Annotated in this window: 28 protein-coding genes; 24 read left to right on the plus strand and 4 right to left on the minus strand. The window is 59.0% G+C overall.

The window, feature by feature from the left end; all coding sequences use genetic code 11:
• Window positions 1-433 precede the first annotated feature (433 nt).
• Both fdxA and mutS read right to left on the minus strand, forming a co-directional pair.
• The gene (gene fdxA, locus HRH33_RS06660; protein WP_034111970.1) at window positions 434-757 is read right to left on the minus strand and encodes a ferredoxin FdxA; all 324 of its coding nucleotides are present in this window, start codon (window positions 755-757) and stop codon (window positions 434-436) included.
• 142 nt (window positions 758-899) lie between these two features.
• A complete protein-coding gene (mutS, locus tag HRH33_RS06665; RefSeq protein WP_167416396.1) occupies window positions 900-3,491 on the minus strand; it encodes a DNA mismatch repair protein MutS in 2,592 nt (863 codons plus the stop codon).
• 220 nt (window positions 3,492-3,711) lie between these two features.
• Here mutS and HRH33_RS06670 point away from each other — a divergent pair, with 220 nt between their 5' ends.
• From HRH33_RS06670 to recX, 24 genes are all read left to right on the plus strand, one after another.
• Window positions 3,712-4,446 carry a LexA family transcriptional regulator gene (locus HRH33_RS06670; RefSeq protein ID WP_080761400.1) on the plus strand — a complete coding sequence of 245 codons (735 nt, stop codon included), beginning with the start codon at window positions 3,712-3,714 and terminating at the stop codon, window positions 4,444-4,446.
• Between the two features lie 597 nt (window positions 4,447-5,043).
• Complete coding sequence (locus HRH33_RS06675; RefSeq protein ID WP_034096148.1) at window positions 5,044-5,388, plus strand: phage holin family protein; 345 nt, start codon at window positions 5,044-5,046, stop codon at window positions 5,386-5,388.
• Window positions 5,389-5,409: 21 nt separating this feature from the next.
• On the plus strand, window positions 5,410-5,925 hold the full coding sequence (locus tag HRH33_RS06680) for a hypothetical protein (RefSeq protein ID WP_167416397.1): 516 nt from the start codon (window positions 5,410-5,412) through the stop codon (window positions 5,923-5,925).
• 3 nt (window positions 5,926-5,928) lie between these two features.
• Window positions 5,929-6,540: a phage baseplate assembly protein V gene (locus tag HRH33_RS06685; RefSeq protein ID WP_167416398.1), complete on the plus strand. Its 612-nt coding sequence runs from the start codon at window positions 5,929-5,931 to the stop codon at window positions 6,538-6,540.
• A gap of 9 nt (window positions 6,541-6,549) precedes the next feature.
• Window positions 6,550-6,882 carry a phage baseplate protein gene (locus HRH33_RS06690; protein ID WP_167416399.1) on the plus strand — a complete coding sequence of 111 codons (333 nt, stop codon included), beginning with the start codon at window positions 6,550-6,552 and terminating at the stop codon, window positions 6,880-6,882.
• On the plus strand, window positions 6,879-7,874 hold the full coding sequence (locus HRH33_RS06695) for a baseplate J/gp47 family protein (RefSeq protein WP_167416400.1): 996 nt from the start codon (window positions 6,879-6,881) through the stop codon (window positions 7,872-7,874). Before HRH33_RS06690 ends, HRH33_RS06695 begins: the two co-directional genes overlap by 4 nt.
• Entirely contained in the window at window positions 7,871-8,509 is a 639-nt protein-coding gene (locus HRH33_RS06700) for a phage tail protein I (RefSeq protein WP_167416401.1), read from the plus strand. Before HRH33_RS06695 ends, HRH33_RS06700 begins: the two co-directional genes overlap by 4 nt.
• A complete protein-coding gene (locus tag HRH33_RS06705) occupies window positions 8,506-9,036 on the plus strand; it encodes a tail fiber protein (protein ID WP_034137185.1) in 531 nt (176 codons plus the stop codon). Before HRH33_RS06700 ends, HRH33_RS06705 begins: the two co-directional genes overlap by 4 nt.
• A gap of 90 nt (window positions 9,037-9,126) precedes the next feature.
• Entirely contained in the window at window positions 9,127-9,744 is a 618-nt protein-coding gene (locus tag HRH33_RS06710; protein WP_167416402.1) for a hypothetical protein, read from the plus strand.
• Window positions 9,745-10,005 carry a tail fiber assembly protein gene (locus tag HRH33_RS06715; protein ID WP_080761401.1) on the plus strand — a complete coding sequence of 87 codons (261 nt, stop codon included), beginning with the start codon at window positions 9,745-9,747 and terminating at the stop codon, window positions 10,003-10,005.
• An 82-nt stretch (window positions 10,006-10,087) separates the two neighbouring features.
• Entirely contained in the window at window positions 10,088-10,261 is a 174-nt protein-coding gene (locus HRH33_RS06720) for a hypothetical protein (protein ID WP_167389876.1), read from the plus strand.
• Between the two features lie 2 nt (window positions 10,262-10,263).
• Window positions 10,264-11,430, plus strand: coding sequence for a phage tail sheath protein (locus HRH33_RS06725; RefSeq protein WP_167416403.1), 1,167 nt, complete (start codon window positions 10,264-10,266; stop codon window positions 11,428-11,430).
• On the plus strand, window positions 11,430-11,936 hold the full coding sequence (locus tag HRH33_RS06730) for a phage major tail tube protein (protein WP_034137187.1): 507 nt from the start codon (window positions 11,430-11,432) through the stop codon (window positions 11,934-11,936). The genes HRH33_RS06725 and HRH33_RS06730 overlap by 1 nt, the downstream gene beginning before the upstream one ends.
• A 50-nt stretch (window positions 11,937-11,986) precedes the next feature.
• On the plus strand, window positions 11,987-12,559 hold the full coding sequence (locus HRH33_RS06735; RefSeq protein ID WP_167416404.1) for a phage tail assembly protein: 573 nt from the start codon (window positions 11,987-11,989) through the stop codon (window positions 12,557-12,559).
• Window positions 12,556-12,681, plus strand: coding sequence for a hypothetical protein (locus HRH33_RS26495; protein WP_010212704.1), 126 nt, complete (start codon window positions 12,556-12,558; stop codon window positions 12,679-12,681). Before HRH33_RS06735 ends, HRH33_RS26495 begins: the two co-directional genes overlap by 4 nt.
• Before the next feature lie 6 nt (window positions 12,682-12,687).
• Window positions 12,688-13,932 carry a hypothetical protein gene (locus tag HRH33_RS06740; RefSeq protein ID WP_167416405.1) on the plus strand — a complete coding sequence of 415 codons (1,245 nt, stop codon included), beginning with the start codon at window positions 12,688-12,690 and terminating at the stop codon, window positions 13,930-13,932.
• On the plus strand, window positions 13,932-14,315 hold the full coding sequence (locus HRH33_RS06745) for a phage tail protein (RefSeq protein ID WP_094064795.1): 384 nt from the start codon (window positions 13,932-13,934) through the stop codon (window positions 14,313-14,315). Before HRH33_RS06740 ends, HRH33_RS06745 begins: the two co-directional genes overlap by 1 nt.
• A complete protein-coding gene (locus tag HRH33_RS06750; RefSeq protein WP_167416406.1) occupies window positions 14,308-14,520 on the plus strand; it encodes a tail protein X in 213 nt (70 codons plus the stop codon). Before HRH33_RS06745 ends, HRH33_RS06750 begins: the two co-directional genes overlap by 8 nt.
• A gap of 9 nt (window positions 14,521-14,529) precedes the next feature.
• Window positions 14,530-15,540 carry a contractile injection system protein, VgrG/Pvc8 family gene (locus tag HRH33_RS06755; protein ID WP_167416407.1) on the plus strand — a complete coding sequence of 337 codons (1,011 nt, stop codon included), beginning with the start codon at window positions 14,530-14,532 and terminating at the stop codon, window positions 15,538-15,540.
• Between the two features lie 22 nt (window positions 15,541-15,562).
• Window positions 15,563-16,120: a glycoside hydrolase family 19 protein gene (locus HRH33_RS06760; protein WP_167416408.1), complete on the plus strand. Its 558-nt coding sequence runs from the start codon at window positions 15,563-15,565 to the stop codon at window positions 16,118-16,120.
• On the plus strand, window positions 16,108-16,620 hold the full coding sequence (locus HRH33_RS06765; protein ID WP_167416409.1) for a lysis system i-spanin subunit Rz: 513 nt from the start codon (window positions 16,108-16,110) through the stop codon (window positions 16,618-16,620). Before HRH33_RS06760 ends, HRH33_RS06765 begins: the two co-directional genes overlap by 13 nt.
• Window positions 16,621-16,701: 81 nt before the next feature.
• Window positions 16,702-17,202, plus strand: a complete 501-nt coding sequence (locus HRH33_RS06770) for a CinA family protein (protein WP_034096165.1) — start codon at window positions 16,702-16,704, stop codon at window positions 17,200-17,202.
• A gap of 83 nt (window positions 17,203-17,285) precedes the next feature.
• A complete protein-coding gene (gene recA / locus HRH33_RS06775) occupies window positions 17,286-18,344 on the plus strand; it encodes a recombinase RecA (protein ID WP_034096166.1) in 1,059 nt (352 codons plus the stop codon).
• A gap of 8 nt (window positions 18,345-18,352) precedes the next feature.
• Complete coding sequence (gene recX, locus HRH33_RS06780; RefSeq protein ID WP_167416410.1) at window positions 18,353-18,820, plus strand: recombination regulator RecX; 468 nt, start codon at window positions 18,353-18,355, stop codon at window positions 18,818-18,820.
• A 116-nt stretch (window positions 18,821-18,936) separates the two neighbouring features.
• Here the strand turns inward: recX and HRH33_RS06785 are convergent, their stop codons facing one another.
• Complete coding sequence (locus tag HRH33_RS06785; protein WP_034137195.1) at window positions 18,937-20,049, minus strand: LOG family protein; 1,113 nt, start codon at window positions 20,047-20,049, stop codon at window positions 18,937-18,939.
• A gap of 376 nt (window positions 20,050-20,425) precedes the next feature.
• Window positions 20,426-20,860: a PA3611 family quorum-sensing-regulated virulence factor gene (locus HRH33_RS06790; protein ID WP_034096169.1), complete on the minus strand. Its 435-nt coding sequence runs from the start codon at window positions 20,858-20,860 to the stop codon at window positions 20,426-20,428.
• Window positions 20,861-20,963: the final 103 nt, after the last annotated feature.

Raw genomic sequence — 20,963 nt, forward strand, 5'->3', positions numbered from 1 at the left:
GAGGAGGGGGCGATTACGCTTTTGCGCAATGTCTCATGTAAGCATTCGCTTACTTTTTCGTAAGCGAATGGTTTTTTTCCTTGCCCTGGGTGGCTAAAAAATGCGAAAGACTTTTCTATCTTATTGAAACATAACAATTATTTAGGGGGGGTCTGTTACGTCGGCGTGCTGGAGTGGATGTAGCATCCCGTTGAACTTCCCTTGGAACTCTCTAACATCAGCCCTGTGTCCACGGATTGACACGGCCATCAAGGAACGATGGTTAAAGGAATATCGCGGGATGCGATTCATCAGGATGATGAAAAGGAATAAAGGGACTAAGGAAAAAATGTGGGCGGGTCATACCGCCCCTTTTTTCGCCTGTAGAAAAGTAAAAGCAGGTCCAGGAAATGCAAAAAGGCCCGCAAGGGGCCTTTTGAGGAACGGTGAGTTATCAGCGTTCGAGGTCGGCGATTTTGCCGGTCTTGCCATCCCACTCTTCGGCGTCAGGCAGCGCGTCTTTCTTCTCGGTGATATTGGGCCAGATATCGGCCAATTCAGCATTCAACGCGATGAAGTTCTCCATGCCGGCAGGCACCTCATCCTCAGAGAAGATCGCGTTGGCCGGGCATTCTGGTTCACACAGGGCGCAATCGATGCACTCGTCCGGGTGGATGACCAGGAAGTTCGGGCCTTCGTAAAAGCAGTCCACCGGACAGACTTCTACGCAGTCGGTGTACTTGCACTTGATGCAGTTGTCGGTGACGACGAAGGTCATTTCTAATTTTCTCCTCAGGCGGCGGCAGCGAAACCCTTAATGGCAGGGCTCGCGAGGTTCGGGAGCGATAGTCTGCAGGCCAGGCTAAAAGCCAGCAGCATCCCAAACCGCGCGAGAGTCTACCAGTTTGCAGGCCTGTGCGTTATATCCGAGTCTTCAGTGCATATAACATTTCGAGTGCTTTACGCGGCGTCAGATCGTCCAGCTCCAGCTTGGCCAGTTCATCCAGCACGGGATGGGGCAGGCTGGCGAAGAGATCGCTCTGATGTGGCGCGGCACTTTGTCGCTGAGTCTTGGCGGGACTGGCAACCGCAGTTTCGTGGGGTAACGCAGTGGTTTCCAGGCGACTGAGGTGTTCGCGGGCGCGGCTGATCACGTCGTTCGGCACGCCGGCCAGTTGCGCAACAGCCAGGCCGTAGCTCTGACTGGCCGGCCCCGGCAATACATGGTGCAGAAACACGATACGCTCGTTGTGCTCGGTCGCGTTCAAGTGCACGTTGGCCACCAGCGGCTCGCTTTCCGGCAGTACGGTCAGCTCGAAATAGTGGGTGGCGAACAGCGTGTAGGCGCGTAAATGTGCCAAGCGCTCGGCGGCGGCCCAAGCCAGGGACAGCCCGTCGAAAGTGCTGGTGCCGCGACCGACTTCGTCCATCAGCACCAGGCTGCGTTCGGTGGCGTTATGCAGGATATTGGCGGTCTCGCTCATTTCCACCATAAAGGTCGAACGCCCACCGGCCAGGTCATCGCTGGAGCCGATCCGGGTGAAAATCCGGTCTACCAGGGACAGCTCGCAACTGGCCGCCGGCACAAAACTGCCGATATGCGCCAACAACACGATCAACGCCGTCTGGCGCATGTAGGTAGATTTACCGCCCATATTCGGACCGGTGATCACCAGCATGCGGGTATCGTCATCCAGCGACAGATCGTTGGCGACGAACGGCGTGGTCAGCACCTGCTCCACCACCGGGTGACGCCCCTGCACGATGCGCATGCATGGCTCGGTGACGAACCGCGGACAGTTGAGGTCAAGGTTGAGGGCGCGTTCGGCCAGGTTGCTCAACACGTCCAGTTCCGACAACGCGGCAGCCGTGTCTTGCAGCGGCGCCAGTTGGCCGATCAGGTCTTCGAGCAGCGCCTCATACAGCATCTTTTCCCGCGCCAAGGCCCGGCTTTTGGCTGACAGTGCCTTGTCTTCGAACTCCTTAAGCTCTGGGGTGATAAAGCGTTCGGCACCTTTGAGCGTCTGGCGGCGCTGATAGTCGATCGGTGCCTGTTCGGCCTGTTTGCTGGGCAGCTCGATAAAGTAGCCATGCACGCGGTTGTAGCCGACCTTCAGATTGGCCAGGCCAGTGCGGGCTTTTTCGCGGGCTTCCAGGTCGATAAGGAATTGCCCGGCGTTTTCGCTCAGGGCTTGCAACTCGTCCAGTTCGCTGTCGTAACCGGTCTTCAGTACGCCACCGTCACGGATGATGGCCGGCGGGTTATCGATGATGGCTTTTTCCAGCAGCGCCGCCAGTTCCGGGTAGGTGCTGGTGGTCGCGGCCAGTTGTTGCAGGTGCGGTGCGTCCAGTTCCGTCATGGCTGCTTGCAACTGCGGCAGGGCGCCGAGCGCATCGCGCAGGCGCGCCAGGTCGCGCGGGCGCGCATTTCTCAGGCCGATCCGCGCCAGAATGCGCTCGATATCGCCAATTTCCTTGAGCTGCGGCTGCAGCTTTTCAAAGCGGTAACCATCCAGCAGGCAGGTGATGGAGGATTGGCGCGCTTGCAGCACCTTCAGATCCCGCAGCGGACGGTTCAGCCAGCGGGTCAGCAGGCGGCTGCCCATGGCGGTCTGGCAACGGTCGACCACCGATTGCAAGGTGTTGTCGCGGCCGCCGGCCAGGTTGGTGTCCAGTTCCAGGTTGCGACGGCTGGCGCCATCGAGCACCACTGTATCGTCCAAGCGTTCGTGGCGCAGGCTGCGCAAGTGCGGCAGGGCGGTGCGCTGGGTTTCCTTGGCATAGCTGAGCAGGCAACCGGCGGCGCCGATGGCCAGGGTCAGGGTTTCGCAACCGAAGCCTTTAAGGTCTTGCACGGAGAATTGCTGGCACAGGCTCTTGAGCGCCGAGTCACGCTCGAAATCCCACGGCGCGCGACGTTTGGTCCCACGCCGTTTTTCCGCCGGCAAATCCTTGGGCCAATCGTCCGGGATCAGCAACTCCACGGGATTGATGCGCTCCAGCTCTGCCAGCAGGTTCTCCCAGCCCTTGATCTCCAGAACTGTGAAATTGCCGCTGGTGATATCCAGCACGGCCAGGCCGAACAAGCGCTCATCCCCCAGCACCGCCGCGATCAAGTTATCGCGACGCTCATCCAACAGTGCTTCATCACTCACCGTACCCGGCGTAATGATGCGCACCACCTGACGTTCCACCGGGCCTTTGCTGGTGGCCGGATCGCCGATCTGCTCGCAGATCACCACCGACTCACCCAGCTTTACCAGCTTGGCCAGATAGCCTTCGAGGGAGTGGTAAGGAATCCCACACATCGGAATTGACTGCCCCGCCGACTGCCCGCGCGCGGTCAGCGTGATGTCCAGCAGCTTGGCAGCCTTCTTCGCGTCTTCATAGAAGATCTCGTAGAAATCGCCCATGCGGTAGAACATCAACTGATCAGCGTGCTGGTTTTTCAAGCGCCAGTACTGCTGCATCATCGGGGTGTGGGAGGACAGATCGGACGTGTTCTTACTCATCAGATAGTTAGCAAATTCGTTGAAAGGAGTGGGGCAAAGGTGGGGCGCTCGGCCCTGCTTATTGCAATGGCCGCAAGGTTAACATGTGAAGTCGGCGCTTCGCAGGTTGCAAACCGGTCTACAAAGCGCAGAGACGCTGCCCCTGATACAGCGCGACTTGTGCATAAAATATGCAAATTAGCATTTGCCAAGCTGCAAAACACCCGGCACTATCGCCGTTATGCAAAAACGCAACGTTTCTATCGTATTAAGAGAATTGCTGGACCGCGACCGGATCTCCCCCACGGAGCTTCACCGGCGTACCGGTGTGCCTCAGTCCACGCTGTCTCGGATCCTCAGCGGCAAGATTGTCGATCCGTCTGACAAGCATATCTCCCGCATTGCCGAATACTTTGGCGTGAGCACCGACCAACTGCGAGGGCGCGTGGCCGTAGGCGCTGCGCGGGACGACGGGCGCGACCCGATGCATTCGGAACTCAAGGACATAAGCCTGTGGGACGACGACACCCCTATCAATGACGATGAGGTGTCGATCCCCTTTCTGCGCGAGGTTGAATTGGCTGCTGGATCAGGAAGATTCGTCATCGAGGAAAGCGAGAAAGCCAGCCTGCGTTTTGGAAAGCGCAGCTTGCGACACAATGGTGTGCAATTCGACCAGGCCAAGTGTGTGACGGTGCGCGGCAACAGCATGTTGCCAGTGCTGCGCGATGGCGCCACCGTTGGGGTCAATGCGGGCAAGAGCGGCATCGGCGATATCGTCGATGGCGATCTGTATGCCATTAATCACAATGGCCAATTGCGGGTCAAACAGCTCTATCGCCTGCCATCCGGGATTCGTCTGCGCAGCTTCAACCGCGACGAGCATCCGGACGAGGACTACAGTTTCCAGGAAATCCAGGACGAGCAGATCAGTATCCTCGGCCATGTGTTCTGGTGGGGCATGTACGCGCGTTAACCCAATTCAGTAGGACAAAACCCGCCAAGCAGCGGGTTTTTTTTCGCCTGCAAAAAGCCAGTAACCCCTTGAATCCCCAAGCCAAAAATGCACAAGGGCATATCCGGAGTGAAAATAAATGCATTTACGCATTGACTGTATATGCATACATGCATATTCTTCATCTCAAGCCAGCCAACAAGGCCTGGTGGAGGCGGCAAGGATGCTGCCGAGGATGACAAGGAAGGCACGCAACATCGGCAAGGACGCCATCACAGCGATGGCAGGGATGCCAGGCAATACCGGCAAGGATGCCGACGCTCTTTAGTGACACCGCTTTACAAGAAACAGGCAGCGATGAACCGGCCTTAACGGTTCAGAGGGTTGGCAACTGACCCGGGTGTGCAGCGTAAAGCACCAGAAGCAGTTATCCGGCAGACAGGGATCGTGGTCGGAAAAACATTGAGGAAAGAACCGTACCGCGCCAGTAGCGCCGAAGGTTCGAGGACAGCATTACTGAAAAGCCCGGGCAACCGGGCTTTTTGGAATGCCTACCTATAAATGGATTTACCCGGAAAACCGGCATTCAGCCGGCATTGCTCAGCCAGGAGGCGTGACATGACAAACGAGCAGCAAGCGTTAGCGGAAATGCCTATCTGGCTGGTGATTGCACTGGCCTTGATCGGCGGGGTATCCGGCGAAATGTGGCGCGCCGACAAGGAGGGCGCCCGCGGTTGGTCGTTGATCCGGCGCCTGGCCTTGAGGTCTGGCGCGTGCATGGTGTGCGGGGTTTCGGCCCTGATGCTGTGTTACGCCGCCGGCATGTCGATCTGGACAGCCGGTGCCATCGGCTGCCTCACCGCCATGGCGGGGGCCGACGTAGCCATCGGTCTTTATGAACGCTGGGCGGCCAAGCGTATCGGGGTCAACCAGACACCGACTTCGCGGCCCGATCAGCAGTAATTGCTGCAAGGACGCGACCCTATGACACTTATCGAAAAACCTTCCCAACTGCCCATCGCGATCGCAGAAATGCTCAAGCTGGCGTTCCCGCACCTGCGGGTGGGCAATCACCAGGATTTCAACGGCGCCACGGGTGCCAGCGGCATTTTGATCGGCGTGGAGCGTAACGGCCCCGGAATACGCGCCCTGGACGGGCGTAAGGCGCATGCCTTGTCGGTGTCTCTCAAAGTCACGGTTGCCAGCGGCGCGGCGCCCTTTGACGCCTGCGACTTGGCCAGCCAACTGATGGATCTGGCCCTGGACAACCGCTGGGGGCTGCCGGCCGAGCAATGCGACCTGCCCATGGCCATTGTGGCAGCACCCTCCGTTCTGGGCTCCAGCGAAACGGACTACGACACCTGGACGGTGGCCTTCAGCCAAACGCTCTATCTGGGGCCGCCGCTGCTCGAAGATCCTGCGGGTAAACCGCTGTTTGCCTGCACCTGGGAAGTCTCGAATATCGACGATCCCGATCAATATCGACCTCTGCAGGAGTAGACCATGTTCGACGCGTTACTACGCATGCAACTGGGGCCGATCATCGAGCGGCTGGCGCAAATGGAGGCCCAGCTCGAAGACTTGTACCGCCGCGCCGACAGTTTTTGTCGGATTGGCGTATGTGAGGAAGTCGATGCCGCCAGCCACACATGCAAGGTTCGGCATGGCGATTTGCTCACCCCGGCCATTCATTTTTTCAACCCCAGCGCCGGTGCGCAGACGGAAACCCGCATCCCATCTGTGGGCGAGCAATGCCTGCTGCTCAACTATGCCGGTGGGGAAGGGGGGACGCAGTCCGTGGCCCTGTTCGGCCTCAACAGTAGTCAGTTTCCGCCTGTCTCCCGTGTGGCGACGTTGACGCGTCGCCTTTATCAGGACGGGACGCAAAGCGATTACGACGATGCCACTCACCTGTTCAATTGGCGCAACGGGCCCACCACCGTCACGGGCTCACGGGAGCAGGTCGTCGCCCAGATCGGTGGCGCCAGCCTGGTGCTGACGGCCGACAGCATCGCCCTGCAATTGGGGGCTACCGGTCTGCGGCTGGATGCCGGCGGGGTGCATTTAAGTGGCCCGGTGGTGGATCACCAGGGCCGTGTGATCAGCAGCGCATAAGGATTTGCCATGCTCGGAATCGATAGAAACACCGGGGCAGCCGTGGATGACTGGCTGCATTTCGTACAGCGCGCCACCCGAGCGCTGACCACTCCCATAGGCACTCGCCAGAAGCGCCCGCTGTACGGCTCGATGATCCCGCAACTGCTTGGTCAGAACCTGGGCGACGACCTGCTGATCCTCGCCCAGAGCCATGCCGCGCAGGCGTTCTACAACACCCAGAATGGCATCGCGGATTTTCAACCCGAGGTCATCGTCGCCACGCGGCAAGGCGCTGGTTTGTTGCTGCGTTTTGCCGGCACCTGGAAAAACCGTCAACAAACCTTCGAGGTCGTGACATGAGCATGTTGATCCCCGGCCAGAACCAACTGGCGGAGCCGGCGCTTATCGCCGTGGAGGCTTTCGAGCCATTGTTGGCGGAATTCAAGGCGTTCGTCATCGATTACGTGGCCACCCGCGCGCCGCAAAGCGCGCCCAAACTCAAGGCCAGTCTGGACAATGAAAGCGAATTATTGACCCTGGCCCTGGAAGCGTTTTGCGTGCGCCTGCAAACCCATGAACGCAAGTACAACGCCCGTATCAAGCAGATGCTGGCGTGGTGGGCAACCGGCAGCAACTTGGATGCACGCCTTGCCGACATGGGGCTGGAGCGCCAAGTGCTCGACCCTGGCGACCCGGCCGCATTCCCGCCGGTACCACCCATTCTGGAAAGCGACGACGATGCCCGTCTGCGCTACTACCTGGCACCCCATGCACCGGCGGCAGGCTCGCGGATGCAGTATCGACGCGAGGTCTTCACCCTGGGTGAACGGCCGTCGGTCAAGGTGCAGAGCGCCACTCCCGGCGTGGTTACCGTCAGCTACACCTTCGACCCGGACGGCTACGCGGCCCAAGTCAAGGATGGCAATGCGCGGCGCACCGCTCCAGGCGAAGTCATGGTCACGGTACTGTCCAGGGAGGGCGACGGCAGCGCATCCGCCGAATTGCTTGACGGCGTGCGACGACATTTCGCACGGCCGGATGTAAGGCCGGAAACCGATCTGGTCAGCGTGCAGAGTGCGCAGATCCTGCCGTACAAAATCCGCGTCGTGGCCAAGATCAACGCCGGGCCGGATTCCGGGTTGACCCAAGTGGCGGCTCAACGCCTGCTGCAAACCTACGCCGACTCCTGCCATCGCCTCGAAGGACGCGTCGACCCCAGTTGGATCGACTACGCCATTCACAGTGCGGGCGCGGCGCAGTTGCAGATTCTCGAACCTCTGGAACCGATCATCACCACAGCCTTCCAGGCCCCTTATTGCACCGGTGTCGAGGTGGAGGTGCGCACGCTATGAGTGAAAGCAAAGCGAGCCTGTTGCCGGCCAATAGCTCAGCACTGGAGAAAGCCCTGGACCTGGGCTTCGGCACCCTGCTGGACCGCGTCGTACCGCCGTTTCCCGCGCTGATGAACCCGCTGCAAACCCCCGTCGAATTTCTGCCGTACCTGGCCGCCGACCGGGGTGTCAGCGAATGGAATACCCAAGCCAGCGAAACGGAAAAACGCCTGACCGTGGGGCTTTCCTGGCAGATCCAGCGTCAGGCGGGCACGCCCAAGGCGTTGATCCATGCGGTGGAGTCTTTGGGTTTTACGCCCAATATCAGCGCCTGGTATCAGCAGCGGCCGCTGGGCCTGCCGTACACCTTTGACGTGCAGGCAATTGTGGGGCGCAGTTGGTCCAGCGGTGACCACAACCGGCTGATTCGGCGTATCAACGCAGCCAAGAGCGAGCGTGATCAGGCCACCATCACCATTGTCCACGAGACCTTGGGCGGCCTTTCGATCAGCAGCGCGCTCGACCCGCCGTTGAGTGACAGTGAGTTTTCCCTGCGGGGCGCTCTACCCGAAACAGTGCTGGGCGCCCGGCTTACCCAAACCGGCGCAGCCCTGCACTACACCATTAACGACTACGACCTCAGGGCGCAGCCATGACAGATGACATTACGCGCCTGGTGCGCTTCACCGCCAAGGGATTGGATGAAGTGCTGCAGGCAAAGAACCAGGGTTTGAAAGGTGAAATCACCCACATTGGCGCCGGCACCGGCCGCTACAACCCGGACGGCAGCGAAGTGGCCTTGCGCGACGAACGCCAACGGGTCGCCATCGTGGATTACGAAGACCTGGGCAACCACCAACTCAGGATGGCCGCGCTGTTTGACGGCGACGGGGAATATGAAATTGGCGAGTTTGGCTTTTATCTCGCCAGTGGGACGCTGTTGGCGGTGTATTCCGTCGCAGGAAAGTTGCTGACGTATAAAGCGGCGGCGGCTCGGGTGCTGCAGAAGTTCACGCTGGATGTTTCGCCGTTGCCGGGGGATAGCGTGGTGATTGTGGTGGGGACTGAAAGCTTGAACGTTCTTATTGCTAATGAGTTGGCAGTGATCGCTACTGCCAATATCGACAATATGGCTCGGCATCTAGGTTTGCTATTTCGTGTTGGAGAACTCGGCCGAGCATAGTTTAAGTGTTGGATAACTTATTTGGTCTCGCGATTTGTCATTCGGTAAGAGTGCGTCGAGGCATTAAAGTGGTAAAAAGGAGCTACTATTTTGAGTACGGAAACGCAAATAGCTAACTTGGTTCAGGCTTCAAATAACCTGACAAATGCCGTGAATGGAAAAATTGATGCTATCGACGCGAGAATGAATCAGGCGCGTGCAGAGTTTGATCAGTTTCGAGCGTTAAAAGATGTCGTTGGTGCCATTGGTGAGCCGGGGACACTTCTGATGAGTGTCTTTCAAGGCATGATTTGGGGGACTGGTGCTCCTTACGATGTTGGCGCTGCTGGAGGGCTGGTTGCAACGGATCTCGGGTCGTCATTGAATGTGTACGCTCATTTCAAACTGCCGTTTTCCATTAATACCGATGATCAGATGTTTTGGCTGAATATCCGTGGCTATAGTTACGGTAGCTCTTTAGTGTTGGATGAGACATTTGCAGGTTACGTTTACTCGCCTCAGAGAGCAGTTATCAATCAGTCATGCTTTGGAAAGTTTGAGCCAGCTATTTATGCGGATACTGCGGGTAATGCGATCTGTCGCATAAAGATTCCTAATGTATATGTGACATCTTTGCGAATTGATACTATGCAGATTGGTCATTACCATTCGATTGGTGTGGGCGAATTAAAGTCTAAACTTTCTCTTTCTCCAACGGTGGTTTTCTAAATGAGCGAATTTTCTGCAGAAACTGTTCCGTCGCGTATCCTTAGCAAGGCAGGTTTGGAACTCTTAGAATGGGCATGTATCCGAGTCCGTCGAGATCAACTGTTGAGCGAAACGGATTATACCCAAGTTCAGGACAGCCCCCTTAATGATGAGCAACGTATTCAGGTTGCAAATTACCGGAGAGCTTTGCGGGATGTTCCGCAAAATGTTGGAGATCCATTCATCGTGGCATGGCCTGAAAAGCCCGCCTTTCTGAAATAGCCACCGCGAAAGCGGTTTTTTTTCGCCTCCCCAAAGCCCCTCCTCAAGGGGCTTTGGCGTTCTCAACCGGAGAAACCCACCTATGCCTACCCGCCAAACCTACACCGTCCTCATCCCATTCCCTACCGGAGGCGGCCATTGGTCCACCGTTGGTCAGGAACTGGAACTGCTGGACGTCGAAGCATCCGCCCTGCGCACCGCTGGCCGTCTGGAACTGACCAGCGTCCTTAACTCCACCCCGAAGAAGGCTGAATAACCATGGCTGAGGTTCTGAACTTCGAGCACAACGGTATTACCGTCAATGCCACCGAATCCCCCGAGGCCATGGGTGGCCTGGGTGATAACGTCATCGGTCTGGTCGGCACCGCGCCGAACGCCCATGCGTCGATTCCAAAAAATGCGCCGTTTCGCATCAATAGCTTCACCACCCAGGCGCTGCTGGACACCACCGGTGCCGAGTCGGGCACGTTGTTCCACGCCGTCTACCAGATTCTCAAAGTGGTGAAGGTGCCGGTCTACGTGGTGATCGTCGAAGAGGGCGCCACTGCGGCCGATACGCTCAACAATGTGATCGGTGGTAACGACCCGGTCACCGGCCGCAAACTGGGCCTGGCCGCGCTCGCCAGCGTGCCTGAAGACCTGACCATCATCGGCGCCCCCGGCTTCACTGGCACCAAGGCCGTGGCCGGCGAGTTTGCCTCGTTCGGCAAGCGCATCAAGGCGCGTGTCGTGCTCGATGGCAAAGATGCCAGCGTCGCCGACCAAGTGGCCTATAGCGGCGAACTGGGCGGCGCCGACCTGGGTTTCGACCGCTGCCTGCTGGTGCACAACATGCCGTCGGTGTACTCCAAGGCGGCGAAGAAAAACGTGTTTCTGTCGCCGTCGTCTCTGGCGATCGCCGCGCTGGCCAAGGTCAAGCAGTGGGAGAGCCCGGGTAATCAGGTGACGTTCGCCGAGGACGTTTCCCGCGTGGTCGAGTACAACATCCTCGACACCTCCACCGAAGGCGACCTGCTCAACCGTTATGGCGTGAGCTACTACGCGCGCACCATCCTCGGCGGCTTTTCGTTGCTGGGTAACCGTTCCATCACCGGCAAATTCATCAGCTATGTCGGCCTGGAAGATGCCATCAGCCGCAAACTGGTCAAGGCCGGCCAGAAAGCCATGGCCAAGAACCTCACCAAGTCCTTCATGGATCAGGAGGTCAAGCGCATCAACGACTGGCTGCAAACCCTGGTCGCCGACGAAACCATTCCCGGCGCCAGCGTGTACCTGCACCCGGAGTTGAACAGTGTCGAAAAGTACAAAAACGGCACCTGGTTCATCGTCATCGACTATGGCCGCTACGCGCCCAACGAACACATGATTTATCAACTCAACGCCCGTGATGAAATCATCGAGCAGTTCCTGGAGGACGTTCTCTAATGTTTACCAACCGAGTCAGACAGGCCATTGCGGCCACCCTCCAAGGCCTGCCGTTGTCCGCGACGGTGGAAGAGTTCACTCCGCCGAAGATCGAGTTCGAGATGGAACCCATGTCCGGTGGGCGCTTTATCGCCGAGGAAATGGCCAAGAGCGGCAAGGTGCTCAATGCCACGCTGGTCCTCCAGGGTGCCGGTCCTGAAATCATGCTGGCGCTGGGCGTGCGCATGGGTGACGACATCCTGCTCAACGTACGTGAAGCCGGTCAGGACCAGGACGGCAAGACGTATTTCACCTACCACACCGTCGGCGGCAAGCTCAAATCCCTGGATGAAGCGAAGCTGAAGATGGGCGAGAAGGCGCTCACCACGCTGGAGTTGTCCTGCCGCACCTACAATCGTCTGGAAAACGGCATCCCGGTGATCGACATCGACGTGCGCACCCAGAAATTCGTGCTCAACGGCGTCGATATCCTGGGCGATGCGCGCCGCGCTGTGCTGATGCCTTAAACCCCTGGGGGCGGGTGCGCTCGCCCCTTGCTTGAACAAGGAATTGCCCCATGGCCTGGATGCCACCGCTGCATAGGTTGCTGTCTGCGATCACCGCCGATACCGGCGCGAAGATCGAGCAGGTGCAACTCAAACCGCTGTACTACGCCGCGCAAAAAGACGCGCTGGCCCGGGCCGGTGACGACGAGGACGATCGGTTCTTTGAACTGGCGAAACTCGCCACTGGCCTGTCGGAAAAAGAACTCGACCAGCTCAAGCGCCCAGACTACGTGTCTATCGCTCAGTACGTACACGAGATGTCGACGCGACCTGCTTCATTCTTTCTCAACGAACCTCAGCAGTCGTCCCACGACCAGCCCATCCAACTGCTATTGCCCCTGGACGCAGCCGGCCGAACCCTGAATGAACTGCCCCTGGAAATGCCCGCCCTGCGCGCCACCAAAGTGATGAAAAAACTCGCCACCAACAAAGAACGCGCCGAGTTTATCACTGCCCATTGCACCGGCTTGATGATCCCGGATCTCGCGGGGTTGACCGTGCCGGACTGGACGGAATTGCAGGAGCGCATCGACGATTTTTTAAATCAACCGGCGGACTTCTTTCGGAACGCGACATCGACGTGATCCTCGATGTGGTGCCGCTGGTTTACTCGGTAAACGAAGCGGAAATTCTCGACTGGGACGCCGCAAAAGCACTGCGCCGCTACGACATTGCGATCACTCGCCTTGGGGTTAAACAGGAGTAAAGCGAGATGCAAGAGACTCAATATGCGACCCGGCTCGCGGTGCAAGACAACCGCTGGATGCTCGGTGACGCGGATCTGGGCAGTGTGCTCGCACCGTTCTCTGCAAGCTTGGCCGCGCCTGAACGCGAGGCTCCATCACCGCAATCGACGCTCAGCTCGGCGCTGGTTACCGTCAGCGTGGACCTGAATGCGTTGACCCTGGAGCAGGTACGGTTGCGCGAGACGCTGGAGACGCTCAACACGACGTTGTTCATCACCGGCGCTGCCCTGACCGCCCCGGCCCTGAGCCCCGCGACCAGTGAGACGAAGAAAACGCCGGAAGAAAAAAAGCCTGCCGAATCCTCCGCCACCCAATTGCTCAAGTGGGCCGGTGAAGGCTTGGCGGATTCATTCAGAACCAAGGTTTCAGACAAGGTGCTTGAAGCGACCCTGGGCAAAATCCCCGGCATCGGTGCGGTGTTTCAGGGGGGCGGCAAGGGCGGTGACACTTGCTGCGCGGGTGTCAGCGAGGCGCTGCGGGGGCGTGAGCGTTATGGGCCCAACAAGGCGTCTGGGAGGAGAGGGCCAGGCAAGCCCACGTTCATGAAGTCAAGGCGCAGTCCCCCCCGAACCTCTTTGAGTTTGTTCGCCACGGTGCGCAGCCTCTTCGAGAAGGTAAGCAAGGTATTCGAAGGTCCGCGCCTTGGGTTCAATGCCTCGACGATTGCTCCACGCGCAGCGGCCCCTTCGAGCCTGGCTGGCGCCGCGACCCGACTGGAGTCATCCGTCGTGCGCAGGCTGGGCCCGCTGAAGTACGTCGACACCACGATGGCCGTCGTGCAAGGCGTGCGCCAGGGCGATGCCAAAGCCGTTGGCAGTGGCCTCAGCGCCGCCGGTGGCGCCTGGGCTGGCGCATCGGCCGGGGCTGCACTTGGCACGCTGGTTTTTCCCGGTATCGGTACCGCCGTCGGTGGTGCAATCGGTGGCTTGCTGGGCAGCGAAGCGGGCAGTTGGCTCGGCGACAAACTGTTCAGTTCAAGTGATCGCCTGCCTGCGCCGAATGCCCTGAGCAAGGAACTCAACAGTGCTCGCACCGACAACGTCCAGGTCACGATCTCGCCGAGCATCCAGATCACTGGCGTCAACCCCGCCGATGCCCAGCAAGTGGTCAACCAAGTGCTCCAGGCCCTGCAATTCCAATGCATGCCCATGGTGACCGATTCCCTCGGCATTCGACGCAACGCGGCATTGGCCGACCCCGGAGGTGATTGATGCGACAACAGATGATATTGGGCGATTTTATCTTTGGCCTCTCCCGAGGTTTTGCCTACGCCACGCTCACCCACAGCAGTTACGGGGGCTGGAGCAACCTCGAAATCATTGCCAGCAAGCCGCAGTCCCGTCAGAGCGGTCAGGCTCTGGAGAAACTCACGTTTGGCGGCACGGCAATGTACGCCGTAGGTATGCAGCGCCTGGACAAGTTGCGCGCCTTGCAGAATGCGCGGGCACCGCTGCCGCTGGTCGACGGGATCGGCCGGAACTGGGGGCTGTGGCGCATCAACGCCGTGGTGGAAAACCAAAGCCATGTGATCGACGACGGCACCGCCATGGTCATGTCCTGGAGCCTTGAATTGGAGGAGTTCGTCAATGCGTAGAGTGCGAAGTATTGCCGGGGATTCGGTCAACCTGCTGCTGTACCGCGAGTTGGGGCGCTGTGACGACGCTGCTGAAGAAACCCTCTGGCGCCTGAACCCCGAACTGGCCGAGCACGGGCCGGTATTGCCGGCGGGCGTGTGGGTGGTGGTGCCGGAGTTGCACGCCCGGCCAGCGGCATTGCGGCCGATTTCGACCTGGGATTGAGGAGGCCATATGACACAGGGATTCACCCCGGTCGTTGAGTTCTACGGTGCCAATGCGGCATTGCTCAATCAACGTTTGATGCACTGGAGCCATACCGATGCCGCCGGTATCCAGACCGACCGACTGGAACTCACGCTCAATACCGAGGGCCTGGAAGGGTTGCCGAGCTTGAGCGGCAAGATCGGCATGCGGGTCGGCTATCAGGAGTCGGGCCTGGTGGAGAAGGGCGAATTCGTCATCACACAGCGAACACCAGTGCTGTTTCCGATGCGCCTGATGATCGTCGCCACCGCCGCACCTTTCAGTGCCGCGGACCCCAGCCATTACCGGCAGCGCCGCTCCGCCAGTTACGGCCCCACCACCCTGGGCGCGCTGTTTCGTCAGTTAGTCAGCCGGCATGGCTATTCACCCCGGGTGGCACCGGCGCTGGAAGGCATTCCGATTCCCCATATCGATCAATCCAACGAAAGCGACATGGCGTTTATCACGCGCCTGGCCAATCGCTATAGCGCCATCACAAAACCGATCAACGAACTGTATGTGTTGGCGGAAGCCGGCAAGGTCCACTCGCTTTCCGGGCAACCTCTGCCGGAGGTGACGTTATCCGTGACCCAGGACAACCGACCCGGTGACCAAGCGTTCATCACAGCCAGGCTCGACGAGCAATCGCGCTCTAAGTACATGGGGTGCCGTGTGACCTGGTGGGATGCGGCTGGGGGCAAACAGCACGTCGTGCAAGTCGGCATTGCGCCGTTCAAAACCTTGCGCCAACGCTGCCAGAACGAAGCCGAAGCCCGCGCTGTGGCCGAAGGCGAACTGCGGCGCGTGGGCCGTGAAGGTTTGAAATTACAGGTCGATTGTCCAGGCAACCCGCTGCTCGCCGCTGAAGGGTTGCTGCTGCTGGATCAGAGCTGGCCGTCCTATATGCAAGGGCGCTGGTCGATCACCCAAGTGACCCATGTGGGTGACCCGACGACGGGGTATCGCAGTTCGATTGTGGCGGGCGGGTTGTCGATCTAGACCTTCTTACAGAGTAGAAACCATGCTGATTACGCTTGCCCAGCTTGTCCACGTCATGCCAGCAGCCCGCCTCGTAGCGGGTGTTTTTTTGCCCGCCATAAATGCGGCGATGGAACGGTACGCTATCGACACCCCCCAACGCATCGCTGCCTTTCTCGCTCAGATCGCTCACGAATCCGGCGAGCTGCAATACCTGCGCGAATTGGGCAGCCACCAATACCTGAGCAAATACGACACCGGCACCTTGGCTGCGCGCCTGGGCAATACGCCCGAAGCGGATGGTGACGGTCAGAAGTATCGGGGCAGGGGGCTCATCCAGGTTACCGGCCGTCGAAACTATATGACGTGCAGTCGGGCCCTATTCGGCGACGATCGCCTGTTGGCTCAGCCTGAACTGCTTGAGCAGCCCCGGTGGGCGTGTGAGTCGGCGGCTTGGTATTGGGCAAGCAATGGTCTGAACGCGTTGGCCGACAAGGATCAATTCACCACGATTACGCGCCGCATCAATGGTGGGCTCAATGGCCTGGAGCAGCGCATGCAGCTGTGGGCGCGGGCGAAGGCGGTGTTATGCGGTTCTTAACGTCCTACCGTTTGCTCGGCTATTTCCTGCTGGTGGCGATGGCGGCGGGGCTGGCCTGGCAGGTGCAGGTCTGGCGGTATGAGGCGCAGATCCAACGGTTGGCGGCGATACATGCCCGGGAGCTCGATCAACAAACCCAGTTGGCCGTGCGTCAACAACAGGCCGAACACGACAAGCGACTGGCCCTGGAGCAGAAGCTCAGCGCCAACGATCAACAACACGCGCAGGAGTTAAGCGATGCACAACGTCATCAGGCTGCTTTGCGTGATCGCCTGGCCACTGCTGATGTGCGGTTGTCAGTCCTTCTCGACACCCGCGACCCCGCCAACGGTTGTGCAGTGCCAGCCCCCACCACCGCCAGCGGCCTGGTTCATGCAACCCCGCGAGCCCGACTTGACCCGGCGCATGCTCAGCGAATTATCGCCATCACCGACGACGGCGATAACGCCCTGATTGCCTTACGAGCGTGCCAGGCCTACGTGCGAACCATCGCCCGTTAGCATCTTGATGCAGCCGGTGGCTTGCGTGCGCGATCGGCTCCTGTAGGGTAGGCGAACGCCCGCCCACTCCAGGAGACGACCGTGAACGAGATCACTCAACTTGCCGCTGAACTGGGCCGCCGCCTGCAGGTGCTCAATGCACATGTCACCACGGCAGAGTCCTGTACCGGTGGCGGCATTGCCGAGGCTATTACGCGGATTCCCGGCAGTTCGGCCTGGTTCGAGGCCGGTTATGTCACCTACTCCAACCGGCAGAAGACTCGACAGTTGAATGTTCCCGACGAGCTGTTTGCCAAAGTAGGGGCCGTGAGTCAGGAAGTTGTGGAGGCGATGGTGCGCGGCGCCCAGGAGAAAAGCCTGGCGCGATTCGCCGTGGCGGTCAGCGGCGTGGCGGGGCCGGATGGTGGTTCGCCGGAAAAACCGGTGGGTACCGTTTGGCTGGCGTTCGGCGTGGGGGATGAGGTTACGGCGCAGCGCGAGCACTTCAAGGGCAACCGTGACGAGGTCCGCCGACAAACGGTCAAGGCCGCGCTAGAGGGCTTGTTGCGACGAGCTGCAGTAGAAATAGAAAAACAGGGGTAGGCGTTCTCCGATCTTTGTGGAACAATACTGTCTACTTATACAGGTGTTGGCCGTCAGGCCTTATTGATTACGTGAGGACTTTAATGGACGACAACAAGAAGAAAGCCTTGGCTGCGGCCCTGGGTCAGATCGAACGTCAATTCGGCAAGGGTGCCGTAATGCGTATGGGCGATCACGACCGTCAGGCGATCCCGGCTATTTCCACTGGCTCTCTGGGTCTGGACATCGCACTCGGCATTGGCGGCCTGCCCAAAGGCCGTATCGTTGAAATCTACGGTCCTGAATCTTCCGGTAAAACCACCCTGACTCTGTCGGTGATTGCCCAGGCTCAAAAAATGGGCGCCACCTGCGCGTTCGTCGATGCCGAACACGCCCTGGATCCAGAATACGCCGGCAAGCTGGGCGTCAACGTTGACGACCTGCTGGTTTCCCAGCCGGACACCGGTGAGCAGGCCCTGGAAATCACCGACATGCTGGTGCGCTCCAATGCCATCGACGTGATCGTGGTCGACTCCGTGGCGGCCCTGGTACCCAAGGCTGAAATCGAAGGCGAAATGGGTGACATGCACGTGGGCCTGCAAGCCCGTCTGATGTCCCAGGCGCTGCGTAAAATCACCGGTAACATCAAGAACGCCAACTGCCTGGTGATCTTCATCAACCAGATCCGTATGAAGATCGGTGTGATGTTCGGTAGCCCGGAAACCACCACAGGTGGTAACGCGTTGAAGTTCTACGCTTCGGTCCGTCTGGATATCCGCCGTACTGGCGCGGTGAAAGAAGGCGACGAGGTTGTCGGTAGCGAAACCCGTGTCAAAGTGGTGAAGAACAAGGTAGCTCCACCTTTCCGTCAGGCCGAATTCCAGATTCTCTACGGCAAGGGTATCTACCTGAACGGCGAGATGATCGACCTGGGCGTGTTGCACGGCTTCGTCGAGAAATCCGGGGCCTGGTATGCCTACAATGGCAGCAAGATCGGTCAAGGCAAGGCCAACTCGGCCAAGTTCCTGGCGGATAACCCGGACATCGCCGCTGCGCTTGAGAAGCAAATTCGCGACAAGCTGCTGACTGCCGCGCCAGACGTAAAAGCTGCCGCCAACCGTGAGCCGGTTGACGAGATGGAAGAAGCCGACACCGACATCTGAAGCAAACGATGACTGTTGTACTGGATACACTCGTCGCCGTTAGGCGCACTGCAATGGACCTGCTCGCTCGCCGCGAGCATGGTCGAGTCGAACTGACGCGTAAATTGCGCCAGCGCGGCGCAGAGCCCGAGATGATCGAAGCCGCCCTCGACCGTTTGACGGAGGAGGGCCTGCTTTCCGAATCCCGTTACCTGGAAAGTTTTGTTTCCTACCGAGCCCGGTCCGGCTATGGTCCTGCACGAATTCGCGAAGAACTGAGCCAGCGCGGTTTGCAGCGTAGCGATATCGATCTTGCTTTGCGTGAGTGCGGTATCAACTGGCAGTCGCAACTGGAGGATACCTGGCGTCGCAAGTTCTCTGGTCATCTGCCGATTGATGCCAAGGAGCGTGCGAAACAAGGTCGATTCCTGAGCTATCGCGGGTTTTCAATGGATATGATCAGCCGTTTGCTCAGCGGTCGAGAGATGGACGACTGAGTAACGCAGATTCGTTCCGGCGAACGGCTACATAACCCCTGGTCGTTTAATACGATCCCCCGATACACCCTAAAAGGCCCGCTATGAAAATAGCGGGCCTTTTCGCATTTCTGAATTCACGCTGGCTCTGGTGTCACTCGCTGCTGCGCCGTGCCCTGGGCATGGGCCCAGTTCTCTGGCAGGTTGATGTAGTCCACCAACTCTCGCAAACGGCCTTGATCTCGCCCGTTGAAATTGAACACCAATCGCGTCAAATGGCTGAATTTCGGCTCATCATGTTCCTCCCCGGTATAAGCCAGTTGCTGGAACTCGCCACTCAAACGCAGGCTGGCGAATTCAGTCTGCAGATGCGCCAAGGCCTGTTCGCTGAGCGGATGGTTCATGCGCATCACAAACTCCCGTTTGAGCCAGCGTGTGGAGTGGAAGTTGGCGTAGAACTGATTGATTTCGTCCACGGCCTCTTCAGCGCTGTACACCAACCGAACCAGCTTGAGATCGGTCGGCAGAATGTAGCGATTGGCCTCCAACTGGTTGCGGATAAAATCCAAAGCGCCTTGCCAGAACCCACCGCCGGGCGCATCCAGCAACACCACCGGCACCAGCGGGCTCTTGCCGGTCTGGATCAGCGTCAATACTTCCAGCGCTTCGTCCAGGGTGCCGAAACCGCCTGGGCATAACACCAGCGCATCGGCTTCTTTGACGAAGAACAATTTGCGGGTAAAGAAGAAGTGGAAGGACAGCAGGTTTTCAGTGCCATCGATGGTGGGGTTGGCGTGCTGTTCAAAAGGTAAGGTGATATTGAACCCCAGGCTGTGCTCCAGGCCAGCACCCTCATGTGCTGCGGCCATGATGCCGCCGCCACCGCCGGTGATCACCATCAGATCGGAGCGCGCCAAGGCGGCGCCCACCTCGCGAGCCAAGGCATATAACGGGCTTTCTACCGGAGTGCGTGCCGAGCCGAATACGGTGACCTTGCGTCGCCCCTTGAACTGTTCCAGAACCCGGAACGAGTGGTCCAATTCGCGGATGGCCTGTAGGGTTATTTTGGCGTTCCAACGGTCGCGGTCGTCTTGCGCCATGCGCAGCACGGTAAGGATCATGTCGCGATACAGGGGGCTATTCGGGCTGTTGGGGGCGATCTGCTGGAGCTGAGCTTCGACTTGCTGTGTAAGCTCGGGCCCGTGTTCTTCAAAATGTCGTATCAAGCTGTCATTCGGTTGGTAAGGCATTCAACGTCTCCTTCTTCACAGAGGTTGGGCCGGCGGCGAGTGTGATCGTCCGGCGGCCACGACACTGCATGTGTCGCTGCATGCCCTAGGCATTGCACCTGTTTGCCAGTCGGCAAAGCGCGCTCTGTATATTCCTTGTGATTTAAAAACCTTTGCACTGCAAGTTGCAGCAGGGCAACCCTCTTGTGCCTGGAAAATGTTACATGACGGCACGGAAACCGTTACGCGAGGGTGTTTGGGATGGCTCGATCATGGGCCGAAGAAGCCTTGGCTGGCAACCGCTTATTGGTTGATCAGAGGGACTTGGGCTGGCGCGGAACAATTGCAAACGGGGGAGTACGCGCCACGGGACCGCAGCGCGAGGATAAAGCCGAAATTACTTTTTCTTCTTCGTCGGGGCTGGGCAGTCCGCTTCTGCGAACTTCACCGATGCCACAGGGCGGTTGCTCTTGTTCTCGGTGATTTCATAGCGCATCACGGCGCCCTTGGCCATCAACTCGCGGTAGCCGGGGTTGGTGCAGACGCTGCGGCCCAATTGGAAGTAAACAGCCTTGGGGTTGGCGCGCATCTGTTCGGCACGGTCGGGCAGCACACTCAGGTGGTCGATCAGCTGCATACCTTCAACGGTGTAGGCCACTTCCAGGGTTTTTTCGTCGATTTCTCGCGGCAGGCCTTTATTGCTCTCGGCGGCAACGCTTTGCAGCTTCTTGTTCATTTGCGCCTCCAGCAGCGAGGCAGCGTGGGCGCCCATGGGCAAAACCAGCGCAAGCGCGACGGATGGGGCGACAAGACGCAGCATGGAACGCAGCATGAAATTCTCCTGATTCGGTTACAGGTGCATAGACCCGCCACTGCGCTGTGCGTTCAGTGGCGCGCGATTATAGGTGAGGCCTTGCCGCTACAGCCAGGCGTAT

The sequence above is a fragment of the Pseudomonas rhodesiae genome, from assembly GCF_013285305.1.
Lineage (GTDB): Bacteria > Pseudomonadota > Gammaproteobacteria > Pseudomonadales > Pseudomonadaceae > Aquipseudomonas > Aquipseudomonas rhodesiae.